The sequence below is a fragment of the Streptomyces sp. NPDC045022 genome, assembly GCF_056432605.1.
Map to the genome: position 1 here is coordinate 44,592 of NZ_JBWKIR010000036.1, position 12,210 is coordinate 56,801.

The following is a 12,210-nucleotide window of genomic DNA, read 5'->3' on the forward strand; positions in this document are numbered from 1 at the left end:
CGGGGCGCCTCCGCGCCCCCTGGTCCGCCCGCTGCCCGCCTCGCCGGCAGCGCGCTGATCGACGACGCCCCCGCCTCACACCGGGAGCGTCGTCAAGTCACCAGCGGAGCAGGCCTCTCAGTACTCCACGTCCACCAACCCCGTCTGGACCAACGGCTTCCCCCGCTTCCGGGAGACGAAGACGCCCCGTCCCGCGGGCATCGGCCGGGGCCGGACGCCGTTGAGGATGTCGCCCTCCGCCGGGTCGCCCGCCAGGACGATGCCCTGGGCGCCGAGTTCCTTCATGCGCTGCATGAACGGCTCGTAGGAGGCGCGGCCCGCGCCCGCCGAGGAGCGGGCGATGACGAAGCGGACGCCGACGTCGCGGGCGAAGGGCAGCATCTCGGTCAGGCCGCTGAGCGGGTTGCCGCTGGACGTGGAGACGAGGTCGTAGTCGTCGATGACCACGAACACCTGCGGGCCCCGCCACCAGCTCCGGTCCCGCAACTGCTGCGGGGTGACGTCGGCGGTCGGGGTGCGGCGCTGCATGAGGTCGGCCAGTGCCGCCATGTGGTGGTCCATCTGGCTGGACATGGGGATGTACTCCGCCAGGTGCGTGGACGGGGTGACGTCCAGCAGTGAGCGCCGGTTGTCGACGACGAAGAACTTCGCCTCGTCGCCCCCGTACCGCAGCGTCAGCTGCTTGAGCAGCAGTCGCAGCAGGTTGGACTTGCCGGACTCGCTCTCGCCGAAGACCAGGAAGAACGGGTCCTGTTCGAAGTCCAGGAACACCGGCTCCAGGTTCTCCTCGTCCAGCGCGAAGGCGATGCCCCGCTTCGGGAAGCGGTCGCCCGGCGGCAGTTGGACCGCCTCCAGCTGGCGCGGCAGCAGCCGTACCTTGGGGGCGCCAGGCGCCTGCCAGTGGCGGCCGACCTCGGTGGTCAGCGCCGCGGTGGCCTCGGCCAGGTCGGTGTCGGAGGTGAGGCCGTCGATGCGCGGGACCGCTGCCATGAAGTGCAGCTTCTGGGGGGACAAACCGCGGCCCGGGACGCCCGCGGGGACGTTCACCGCCACCTTGCGGTCGATCTCCGAGTCCATGACGTCACCCAGGCGCAGCTCCAGGCGGTTCATCAGGTGGTCCTTGAGATTCGCGCGGACCTCCATCGAGCGCGACGCCGTGATGATGACGTGGATGCCGTAGCCGAGACCGCGGGCGGCGATGTCCAGGACCGCCGACTCCAGCGCCTCGTAGTCCGTGCGGAAGTTGCCCCAGCCGTCGATGACCAGGAAGACGTCGCCCCACGGCTGGTCGGTGACCGAGATCTCGCCCCGGGCGCGGCGGGCACGGTAGTCGGCGATCGAGGCGATGCCGGCCGAGCGGAAGTACTCCTCGCGGCGGGTGAGGACGCCGTACACCTCGGAGACCGTGCGCCGGACGCGTTCCGGGTCCAGCCGGGAGGCGATGCCGCCGACGTGCGGCAGGCCGTCCAGAGCGGCCATACCGCCGCCACCGAAGTCCAGGCCGTAGATCTGCACCTCGTACGGCGTGTGCGTGAGCGCGAAGGAGCAGATCAGCGTCCGCAGGAGGGTGGACTTGCCGGACTGCGGGCCGCCGATGATCTGCATGTGGCCCGCCGCGCCCGAGAAGTCGAGCATCAGGCGGTCGCGGCGCTGCTCGTACGGCTTGTCAACCAGGCCGGCCGGCACGATCAGGCGGCCCGCGCTCTCGTAGCCGGGCTGGGTCAGGCCGCGTCCCTGCACTGCGGCCAGGCCGGGCAGCAGGGCGTCCAGCGACGGCGGGCTCTCCAGCGGCGGCAGCCACACCTGGTGCGCCGCCGGGCCCTGCGCCTCGAGCCGGCGCACGATGACGTCGAGCACGGTGTCGGCCAGCGCCTCGTCCACCTCGGGCCGGGACTCCTGGCGCTGTTGCGGGATGGCCGTGTAGTGCACCGGCACCTCGGTGGCCGTGAACAGCACGGGCCGCCGGTCCACCGGCAGCGGTCCGCCACCCAGTGCCGCGCGCTGCGAGCCCGAGCGGTAGACCCCGGAGACGTACGCCGCCTTGAAGCGGACCATCTCGCCCGTGCCGTACTTCAGGAAGCCGGACCCGGGGACGTTCGGGAGTTCGTAGGCGTCGGGGACACCGAGCGCCGCGCGTGACTCCGCCGCGGAGAAGGTGCGCAGACCGATCCGGTACGACAGATAGGTCTCCAGGCCCCTCAGACGGCCCTCCTCCAGGCGCTGCGAGGCCAGCAGCAGGTGCACGCCCAGCGAACGGCCGATACGGCCGATCTGCACGAACATCTCGATGAAGTCCGGCTTGGCGGTCAGCAGCTCGCTGAACTCGTCGATCACCAGGACCAGCGAGGGGATCGGCTGCAACGGGGCACCGGCCGCGCGCGCCTTCTCGTAGTCGTGGATGTTGGCGTAGTTGCCCGCGTCGCGGAGCATCTCCTGGCGGCGGTTCAGCTCACCGCGGATCGAGTCACCCATGCGGTCGACCAGGGTGAGGTCGTCGGCGAGGTTGGTGATGACCGCCGCCACGTGCGGCATCTGGGCCATGCCGGCGAAGGTCGCACCGCCCTTGAAGTCCGCGAGGACGAAGTTCAGGGTCTCCGAGGAGTGCGTGACGGCGAGGCCCAGCACCAGGGTGCGCAGCAGCTCCGACTTGCCGGAGCCGGTCGCGCCGACGCAGAGGCCGTGCGGGCCCATGCCCTCCTGGGCGGCCTCCTTCAGGTCCAGCATCACGGGCCGGCCGTCCTCGCCGAGACCGATCGGCACCCGCAGCCGTTCCGCGAGCGCGCGCGGCCGCCAGGTCCGCTTGGTGTCGACGGACTGCGCGTCGCCGAGGCCGAGGAGGTCGGTGAACTCCAGGTTGGCGAGCAGCGGTTGGTCGTCGTCGCCACCGGAGGCCATGCGCAGCGGCGCCAGTTGCCGGGCCAGCGCCTCGGCGGACTCGTACGACAGGGCGTCCGGGACGCCCTCGTAGACCATGCCGTGCCCGGAGTCCAGGCGCAGGGCGCCGGGCTGTACGACGACGGACAGGTCGCCGCCCCCCGTGGTGAGTTCGCCCGCCACCACCTCGACCACCGTGACGCCCTGCAGTCCCTCCGGGTTGGCGAGCACCGAGTCCGGCAGCAGCGACAGGTTGTCCAGGACGAGCACGATGTGCGGCTCGTCCAGCAGCGGCGCCCCGCCGGGGTGGAACCGGGGGCGGCCGGTCAGCCGGGTGGCGAGCAGGTCCTCCAGCTCGCGCGGGTCGGGGCTGATCAGGCGGCGGGAGCCCGCGCCGTCCACCTCGGCGGACGTCTGCACGTGCGGCAGCCACTTGGCCCAGTCCCAGTGCGGCAGCGCCTCCCGGCCCGCGGCCACCGCGATGACCAGGTCCTCGGGGGAGTGCAGCGAGACCAGCGCGCCGACCAGGGCGCGCGCCGAGGCCCGTACGGACTGCGGTTCGCCGCTGACCGTGACGTGGTAAAAGGCGCGCAGCGACACCGCCATCGGCAGGTCGCCGACGGTGCTGTGCGCGGCGAGGAACCGCTGCATCGCGCCCGCGGTCAGCGGCTCCAGCTGCTCGACCGGCCCGGTCTCCGGGGCGACGAGCGGGGTGGCCAGCGGCTGTGGGCCCAGGCCGATGCGCACATGCGCGAAGTCCTCGTCGCCCGGCCGCCGCTCCCACACCCGGCTGCCCTCGGCGACCAGCGCCCACAGCTGCTCGGGGGAGGGGTGCAGGTAGTACTGCGCGTCCCGTTGGGTCCGCGCCGTCTCCGCGGCGGACTTGCGGGTCTGCGACAGATAGCTGAGGTAGTCGCGCCGCATGTCGGCCAACTGGCCCTGGGAGCCGCGGCGGAAGCGGACCACCATCGCGATGGACATCGCCACCGTCGAGGCGATCATGATCATGCCCATGATCTTCATGAACGGCTGACCGTTCGTGAAGAAGAAGACCACCGAACCGCCCATGCCCAACGTGGGCAGGAGCTGCATCAGCACGCTCTCCTGTGGCCCCCGCGGCAGTTCGGGCGGTGGCTGGACAACGACCTCTTCCGTGGGCACTTCGGACGGCAGCGCCCTAGCAGGGCGCTTGACGACAATCTGGCTCACCGCTCACCAATTCCCTTGCCCGACCCAGGCTTTCCGCCCACCGCCCCGTGTCCGGCGGGCGCAGGCCGCCGCGTGATCCTACTGAGTTCACGGGACACGGGTGAGCGGTAGGGTGCCGGATGTTCGCGTGAGCACATGCCGAGCAGGCTGGACATACCTGGTCAACCCGCCCGATGCCGGAGCGGGAGAGCCCGGGAATCCCGCCCTGCGGCACCCGCGCCGCCGTGCGCGGCGCGAACCGGCACGAGACCTTCACGACATAGACGCACCACCACCACTGAGGGGGAGCAGCAGGTGAGCATGACGGCCGCCGCCACCGGCGGAACCGGGACCGGAGCCCCTTCCGGGTCCGGCACCGGACTCGGCTTCTGCCGGGTCACCATCGTCGCGCCGGACAGCCGTATCGACGTGGCACTGCCCGACGACGTCCCGGTCGCCGACCTCTACCCGGAGATCCTCCGGCTGTCCCAGCAGAGTTCGGAGGCGGGCGCCCCGGTCGGCTACCACCTCGTCCGCACCGACGGGACCGTGCTGGACAGCGCCCGGTCCTTCGCCGCCCAGCGCATTCTCGACGGCGAACTCCTCACCCTGCGGCCGTTCGCCGAGTCCCTGCCGCCGGCCGTCTTCGACGATGTCGCCGAGGCCGTCGCCTCCGCCGTCACCAGGCAGCACAAGCTGTGGAGCGGCGACCTGACCCGGGCCGCCGGCCTCGTCGGCGGCGGAGTGCTGCCGGCACTGCTCGCGTTCGTCGCCTGGACCGCCGACCCGCGCCACGACATGCACGGCCTGGCCGGCATCCTCGCCGCCGTCACCGGCGTCCTCCTGGTCGTGCTCTCCGCGGTCCGCGCCCGCGTCTACGACGACCGCGGCTCGGCCGTCGCCCTCGGCCTCGGCGCGCTGCCCAACATCGGCGTCGGTGGCAGCGGGCTGCTGCCCCTGACCGGCGGTGAGGGCATCGGCAGACTGCAGTTCCTGCTGGCGTGCGCGGCCGTCCTCGTCGCCGCGCTGATCCTCACCCTGTGCTCGCCGCACGGCGACGGCCCCTTCGTGGCCTTCGTCCTCGCCTCGGCGATCGCCCTGGTCGTCGTCTTCGTCGCCACCCTCACCGACTGGGCCCCGACCGAGATGGCCGGCCTGTGCGCGCCCGTCGCCGTGGGCGCCCTCGCCTTCCTGCCCGGCATGTCGATGCGTTTCGCCCGGCTGCCGATCGGCTTCGAGAACCCCAGCAGCGGCGCCCCCCGCTCCGCCTACGGCATCGAGTCCGCCGCGCCGGAGCCGGTGGACACCGAGCGCATCGAGGCACAGGCCCGGCGCGGCCACGAACTCCTGGTCGGCCTGGTCGGCGGCTGCGCGCTCCTCGCCGTCGGCGCCTGTGCCGTACTGGGCTTCTCCGACGACATCTGGGCCCTGCTGCTCGCCCTGGCCACCGGCGTGGCGATGCTGATGCGCGCCGGGCTCTTCCGCTACACCGCCCAGGTCGCGCCCGTCCTGGCCGCCGGTCTCGGCTCCCTGGTCCTGCTGGGCCTCGGCCTCGCCCTCAACCCGCCGCGGCACGTGATGCTCGCCGCGCTGGCCGGCGACCGCACCGACCTGGAAATCCGCACCATCTGGCTGATCGCGGTCATCGCCGTGGCCACCGCCCTGGTGACGGCGCTGGGCCTGATCCTGCCGCGCGGTGGGCTGACCCCGTTCTGGGGCCGCTTCCTGGAGATCTGCGAGGGTTTCGTCCTGCTGACGCTGATCCCGCTCACCCTGGCGGTCTTCGACGTGTACGCGACCGCGCGGGCGATGACGAGCAAGTGACGGCACGGAGCCCCGGCTCGATGAGCCGGGGCCCGGTCACCGCTGTCCGGCGCCGCTCACTGCGCGCCGAGCCCCCCGTTGTGCGGCATCGGCCGCAGGTCGAACTCCCCGTCCCGCGCGCCCAGGACGAACGCCCGCCACTCCGCCTCGGTGTAGCGCAGCACGGTCCCGGGGTCGAGGGAGGAACGCATCGCCACGGCACCACCGGGCAGGTACGCGATCTCGACCCGCTCCTCGTGCTCCTCCGTACCCGGCGCGCACTGCCACTCGACGCCGGAGATGTCGAGCGCGTACAGCTCGTCCCGCTCTCGTTCCTTGCGCGCCTTGAGTTCCTCTTCCGTCTCCGCCATGCCGCAGCGACCCCTTCCCGACGTGCGTACGATCAGCAGGGTCACCCTAGTGGCCGCCTCCCCCGGGACCACGCGGTTCCGGAACGCCGGCGAGAGCACCCGTCACTGGCTGGTACTCTGGTCGACGGCCGTTTGTGTACGCACCCCCGGAACCGTCCAGGATCTGGAGGCCGCGCCCAGCGGATCCCCGCCTCCCGAGTAACGGAAGCTCCCCCGAGACACAGACCGGGGGCACTCGGTGGCCACTCACAGACCATGAGGAGTACGCGTGTCGCTCGACGCCGCTACGAAGAAGCAGATCATCTCCGAGTTCGGCCAGAAGGAGGGCGACACCGGCTCCCCCGAGGTCCAGGTCGCCATGCTCTCCCGTCGGATCTCCGACCTGACGGAGCACCTCAAGACCCACAAGCACGACCACCACTCCCGCCGTGGTCTGCTGATCCTGGTCGGTCAGCGCCGTCGCCTGCTGCAGTACCTGGCGAAGAAGGACATCCAGCGCTTCCGTACGCTGGTCGACCGCCTGGGCATCCGCCGCGGTGCGGCGGGCGCCAAGTAGAACGCCGTGGAGGGAGCGGTTCCCGGGAAGATCGGGGACCGCTCCCTTTGCCGTACGTGCGGAAACGTGCGGAGTGTCACACAGGCTTTGTAGTGTGGTAGCACAACGCAATACGCAGGACACAGAACACGTACGACCCTGAACGACACGTACGACTGAGAACGAGGAGAAGCGCACCTCGCCGCCGCCGGTCCTCGGTAGTGGCCCCCGGGGGGAAGCGAGCCCCGGGTGCTTCGATCGAAGACCGGCCCGCACCAGACGGAGCGCTTTCCGCAACCGTCCCCCTGCCACACGGGCAGCCGAGGGACGAAGACGAGGAGAAAACGCTAGTGGAGAACGAGACCCACTACGCCGAGGCCGTCATCGACAATGGCGCCTTCGGCACCCGCACCATCCGTTTCGAGACGGGCCGCCTGGCCAAGCAGGCCGCCGGTTCCGCCGTGGCGTACCTGGACGACGACACCATGGTGCTGTCGGCCACCACCGCCTCCAAGAACCCCAAGGACCAGCTCGACTTCTTCCCCCTCACGGTGGACGTCGAGGAGCGGATGTACGCCGCCGGCAAGATCCCCGGCAGCTTCTTCCGCCGTGAGGGCCGCCCCTCCGAGGACGCGATCCTCACCTGCCGCCTGATCGACCGCCCGCTGCGCCCGTCCTTCAAGAAGGGCCTGCGCAACGAGATCCAGGTCGTCGCCACGATCATGGCGCTCAACCCCGACCACCTGTACGACGTCGTCGCGATCAACGCCGCGTCCGCGTCCACGCAGCTGGCCGGTCTGCCCTTCTCCGGCCCGATCGGCGGCGTCCGCGTCGCGCTGATCAACGGCCAGTGGGTCGCCTTCCCGACGCACACCGAGCTCGAGGACGCCGTCTTCGACATGGTCGTCGCCGGCCGCGTCCTGGAGGACGGCGACGTCGCGATCATGATGGTCGAGGCCGAGGCCACCGACAAGACCATCAAGCTGGTCGAGGGCGGCGCCGAGGCGCCGACCGAGGAGGTCGTCGCCGCCGGTCTGGACGCCGCGAAGCCTTTCATCAAGGTCCTCTGCCGCGCCCAGGCCGACCTCGCCGCGAAGGCCGCCAAGCCGACCGCCGAGTTCCCGGTCTTCCTGGACTACCAGGACGACATCCTGGAGGCGCTCAGCGCCGCCGTCCGCCCCGAGCTGGCCCAGGCGCTCACCATCGCCGGCAAGCAGGAGCGCGAGGCCGAGCTGGACCGCGTCAAGGCGCTCGCCGCCGAGAAGCTCCTGCCGGAGTTCGAGGGCCGCGAGAAGGAGATCTCCGCCGCGTACCGCTCGCTCACCAAGCAGCTGGTCCGCGAGCGCGTGATCAAGGAGAAGAAGCGCATCGACGGCCGCGGTGTCACCGACATCCGCACCCTGGCCGCCGAGGTCGAGGCCATCCCGCGCGTGCACGGTTCCGCGGTGTTCGAGCGTGGCGAGACCCAGATCCTGGGCGTCACCACCCTCAACATGCTCCGCATGGAGCAGCAGCTGGACACCCTCTCCCCGGTGACCCGCAAGCGCTACATGCACAACTACAACTTCCCGCCGTACTCCACCGGCGAGACCGGCCGCGTCGGCTCCCCGAAGCGCCGCGAGATCGGCCACGGCGCCCTCGCCGAGCGCGCCCTCGTGCCGGTCCTGCCGACGCGCGAGGAGTTCCCCTACGCGATCCGCCAGGTCTCCGAGGCGCTGAGCTCCAACGGCTCGACGTCCATGGGCTCGGTCTGCGCCTCCACCATGTCGCTGCTGAACGCGGGTGTGCCCCTGAAGGCACCGGTCGCCGGTATCGCCATGGGCCTGATCTCCCAGGAGGTCGAGGGCGAGACCCACTACGTCACCCTCACCGACATCCTCGGTGCGGAGGACGCCTTCGGTGACATGGACTTCAAGGTCGCCGGCACCAAGGAGTTCGTGACCGCCCTCCAGCTCGACACCAAGCTGGACGGCATCCCCGCCTCCGTCCTGGCCGCGGCCCTCAAGCAGGCCCGCGACGCCCGCCTGCACATCCTCGACGTGATGATGGAGGCCATCGACCGTCCGGACGAGATGTCCCCGAACGCGCCGCGGATCATCACCGTGAAGATCCCGGTCGACAAGATCGGCGAGGTCATCGGCCCCAAGGGCAAGATGATCAACCAGATCCAGGAGGACACCGGCGCCGACATCACGATCGAGGACGACGGCACGATCTACATCGGCGCGGTCGACGGACCGTCCGCCGAGGCCGCCCGCGCCACGATCAACGGCATCGCCAACCCGACGATGCCCGAGGTCGGTGAGCGCTACCTCGGTACGGTCGTCAAGACGACCACCTTCGGTGCGTTCGTCTCCCTGCTGCCCGGCAAGGACGGTCTGCTGCACATCTCGCAGATCCGCAAGCTCGCCGGCGGCAAGCGCGTGGAGAACGTCGAGGACGTCCTCGGCGTGGGCCAGAAGGTCCAGGTCGAGATCGCCGAGATCGACTCCCGCGGCAAGCTCTCCCTCGTTCCCGTGATCGAGGGCGAGGAAGGTTCCTCCGACGAGACGAAGGACGACGCCGACCAGTGACGTCCCGTAGCTCCAAGGCGACGGCCCGCACCTCTTCGGAGGCGCGGGCCGTTGCCCGTACCCAAACCCTCATCCAGGGGACCAACGGCATCGGCACGGTCCGCAAGACCACCCTCCCGGGCGGCCTGCGCATCGTCACCGAGACCCTGCCCTCGGTGCGCTCGGCGACCTTCGGCATCTGGGCGCACGTCGGCTCCCGCGACGAGACCCCGGCCCTGAACGGCGCCACGCACTACCTGGAGCACCTGCTCTTCAAGGGCACCTCCCGGCGCAGCGCGCTGGACATCTCCTCCGCCCTCGACGCGGTCGGCGGCGAGATGAACGCGTTCACGGCGAAGGAGTACACGTGCTACTACGCGCGCGTGCTCGACACCGACCTGCCGCTCGCCATCGACGTCGTCTGCGACATGCTGACCGGCTCGCTGATCCTCGAAGAGGACGTCGACGTCGAGCGCGGCGCGATCCTCGAAGAGATCGCCATGACCGAGGACGACCCGGGCGACTGCGTGCACGACCTGTTCGCGCACACCATGTTCGGCGACAACGCCCTCGGCCGCCCGGTCCTCGGCACCGTCGACACCGTCAACGCCCTCACCGCCGACCGCATCCGCCGGTTCTACAAGAAGCACTACGACCCCACCCACCTCGTGGTCGCCTGCGCCGGCAACATCGACCACACCAAGGTCGTCCGACAGGTCCGCGCGGCCTTCGAGAAGGCGGGCGCCGGCAACGACCCGGACGCGCGGCCCGTCGCCCCGCGCGACGGCCGCCGTACGATCCGCACGGCCGGCCAGGTCGAGCTGCTCGGCCGCAAGACCGAGCAGGCGCACGTCGTCCTCGGCATGCCGGGCCTCGCCCGCACCGACGACCGCCGCTGGGCCATGGGCGTGCTCAACACCGCCCTCGGCGGTGGCATGTCCTCCCGTCTCTTCCAGGAGGTCCGGGAGAAGCGCGGCCTCGCCTACAGCGTGTACTCGTACACCTCCGGCTTCGCCGACTGCGGCCTGTTCGGCGTGTACGCCGGCTGCCGCCCGAGCCAGGTGCACGACGTACTGAGGATCTGCCGGGACGAACTCGACCACGTCGCCGTCAACGGTCTGTCCGACGACGAGATAAGCCGCGCCATCGGCCAGCTCCAGGGCTCCACCGTCCTCGGCCTGGAGGACACCGGCGCGCTCATGAACCGCATCGGCAAGAGTGAGCTGTGCTGGGGCGAGCAGATGTCCGTGGACGACATGCTGGCCCGGATAGCGGCGGTCACCCCGGACGAGGTCCGCTCGGTCGCCCGGGACATCCTGGGACAGCGCCCGTCGCTGTCGGTCATCGGCCCGCTGAAGGACAAACAGGCCGCGCGGCTGCACGACGCCGTCGCCTGAACCCGTCCGTCGCCTGAACCCGTCCGCCTGAACCCCTCCGTCGTCTGAATCGCCAAGTCGGTAAGGAAGCAAAGATGAGCAAGCTGCGCGTGGCGGTCCTCGGCGCCAAGGGCCGGATCGGGTCCGCGGCGGTCAAGGCGGTCGAGGCCGCCGAGGACATGGAACTGGTCGCCGCCCTCGGCCGGGGCGACAAGCTGGAGACGCTGGCGGAGACCGGCGCCCAGGTCGCCGTCGAACTGACCACCCCGGCCTCCGTCATGGGCAACCTCGACTTCTGCGTGCGCCACGGCATCCACGCGGTCGTCGGTACGACGGGCTGGACCGAGGAGCGCCTCGCGCAGCTGACCGGCTGGCTCGGCCAGTCCCCGGAGACCGGCGTGCTCATCGCGCCGAACTTCTCCATCGGCGCCGTCCTCACGATGAGGTTCGCCCAGCTCGCCGGGCCCTACTTCGAGTCGGTGGAGGTCGTCGAGCTGCACCACCCGAACAAGGTGGACGCCCCGAGCGGTACCGCCACCCGCACGGCCCAGCTCATCGCCGAGGCCCGCCGGGCAGCCGGCACCGCTCCGGCGCCGGACGCCACGGTCACGGCCCTTGACGGCGCGCGGGGCGCCAGTGTCGACGGGGTTCCGGTGCACGCCGTCCGGCTGCGCGGGCTCCTGGCCCACCAGGAGGTGCTGCTCGGCGGCGAGGGCGAGACCCTGACCATCCGCCATGACTCCCTGCATCACAGCAGCTTCATGCCGGGCATCCTGCTCGGCGCCCGCCGCGTGGTGACCACTCCGGGCCTGACCTTCGGCCTGGAGCACTTCCTGGACCTGAGCTGAGCCCGAAGACATCATGCGCGCGAAGATCACCTACCTCGTCACGGCCGCCGTCCTGGTCTTCTACTTCGTCCTGGCCGGCAGCCGCGGCGTCATGCTCATCCAGTCCGGCACGGTCCTCACCGTCACCTTCGGCGTGGCGGTGCTGATTCTGCCGGTCATCGGGCTGTGGTTCCTCTGGAAGAACACCCAGTTCGTCCGCAGGGCCAACCAGCTCGCCGCCGAACTCGACGCGGAGGGCGGCCTGCCCGTCGACGAGCTGAAGCGCACCGCGAGCGGCCGAGTCGACCGCGACTCGGCCGACGAGGTCTTCGCCAAGCGCAAGGCCGAGACCGAGGCGTCCCCCGACGACTGGCGCTGCTGGTTCCGGCTCGCCGTCGCCTACCACGACGCCCGCGACACCCCGCGCGCCCGCAAGGCGATGCAGCGTGCCATCGCCCTGCACGACGGCAGAACGGTCCAGGCCTAGGGCCTCTCGTTTGGATCATGCCGGGCTCGCGGGGCCTGGCACCGCACCTCGCCGCGTTGTCGTCGGTTGCCATGGCTCACGAGACAGCACGGCGTGCCCCCGGCGGAAGCCGTCCGGGGTACCAGTCCGAGACGCCGGAGGGGCCGGGCCGCACCACCGCGGCCCCGGCCCCGACGGGGGGCGCCGCCGGGGGCGCC

At 71.1% G+C, this 12,210-nt stretch carries 8 protein-coding genes; 6 read left to right on the forward strand and 2 right to left on the reverse strand.

Annotated elements, in window-relative coordinates:
• Positions 1 to 117: 117 nt before the first annotated feature.
• Positions 118 to 4,083 carry a type VII secretion protein EccCa gene (eccCa, locus tag AC07C1_RS36600; RefSeq protein WP_478946279.1) on the reverse strand — a complete coding sequence of 1,322 codons (3,966 nt, stop codon included), beginning with the start codon at positions 4,081 to 4,083 and terminating at the stop codon, positions 118 to 120.
• Positions 4,084 to 4,383: 300 nt separating this feature from the next.
• Here eccCa and eccD point away from each other — a divergent pair, with 300 nt between their 5' ends.
• Entirely contained in the window at positions 4,384 to 5,886 is a 1,503-nt protein-coding gene (gene eccD / locus AC07C1_RS36605) for a type VII secretion integral membrane protein EccD (protein WP_478946303.1), read from the forward strand.
• A gap of 56 nt (positions 5,887 to 5,942) precedes the next feature.
• Here eccD and AC07C1_RS36610 read toward each other — a convergent pair whose 3' ends face one another.
• On the reverse strand, positions 5,943 to 6,236 hold the full coding sequence (locus AC07C1_RS36610; RefSeq protein WP_478946281.1) for a DUF397 domain-containing protein: 294 nt from the start codon (positions 6,234 to 6,236) through the stop codon (positions 5,943 to 5,945).
• A 268-nt stretch (positions 6,237 to 6,504) separates the two neighbouring features.
• Between AC07C1_RS36610 and rpsO the strand changes: the two genes are divergently transcribed.
• From rpsO to AC07C1_RS36635, 5 genes are all read left to right on the forward strand, one after another.
• Positions 6,505 to 6,792 (forward strand): 30S ribosomal protein S15, encoded by a 288-nt coding sequence (rpsO, locus tag AC07C1_RS36615; protein ID WP_028802543.1) that lies wholly within the window; start codon positions 6,505 to 6,507, stop codon positions 6,790 to 6,792.
• A gap of 329 nt (positions 6,793 to 7,121) precedes the next feature.
• A complete protein-coding gene (locus AC07C1_RS36620; protein WP_478946283.1) occupies positions 7,122 to 9,344 on the forward strand; it encodes a polyribonucleotide nucleotidyltransferase in 2,223 nt (740 codons plus the stop codon).
• Positions 9,341 to 10,720 carry a M16 family metallopeptidase gene (locus tag AC07C1_RS36625; protein ID WP_478946285.1) on the forward strand — a complete coding sequence of 460 codons (1,380 nt, stop codon included), beginning with the start codon at positions 9,341 to 9,343 and terminating at the stop codon, positions 10,718 to 10,720. Before AC07C1_RS36620 ends, AC07C1_RS36625 begins: the two co-directional genes overlap by 4 nt.
• A 74-nt stretch (positions 10,721 to 10,794) precedes the next feature.
• The gene (gene dapB / locus AC07C1_RS36630; RefSeq protein ID WP_478946287.1) at positions 10,795 to 11,547 is read left to right on the forward strand and encodes a 4-hydroxy-tetrahydrodipicolinate reductase; all 753 of its coding nucleotides are present in this window, start codon (positions 10,795 to 10,797) and stop codon (positions 11,545 to 11,547) included.
• Between the two features lie 13 nt (positions 11,548 to 11,560).
• Positions 11,561 to 12,013 carry a hypothetical protein gene (locus AC07C1_RS36635; RefSeq protein WP_478946289.1) on the forward strand — a complete coding sequence of 151 codons (453 nt, stop codon included), beginning with the start codon at positions 11,561 to 11,563 and terminating at the stop codon, positions 12,011 to 12,013.
• Positions 12,014 to 12,210 lie beyond the last annotated feature (197 nt).

Coding starts and splice junctions, on each gene's coding strand:
- eccD (WP_478946303.1), top strand. CDS start 4,384: ATGACGGCCGCCGCCACCGGCGGAACCGGGACCGGAGCCCCTTCCGGG.
- AC07C1_RS36610 (WP_478946281.1), bottom strand. CDS start 6,236: ATGGCGGAGACGGAAGAGGAACTCAAGGCGCGCAAGGAACGAGAGCGG.
- dapB (WP_478946287.1), top strand. CDS start 10,795: ATGAGCAAGCTGCGCGTGGCGGTCCTCGGCGCCAAGGGCCGGATCGGG.
- AC07C1_RS36635 (WP_478946289.1), top strand. CDS start 11,561: ATGCGCGCGAAGATCACCTACCTCGTCACGGCCGCCGTCCTGGTCTTC.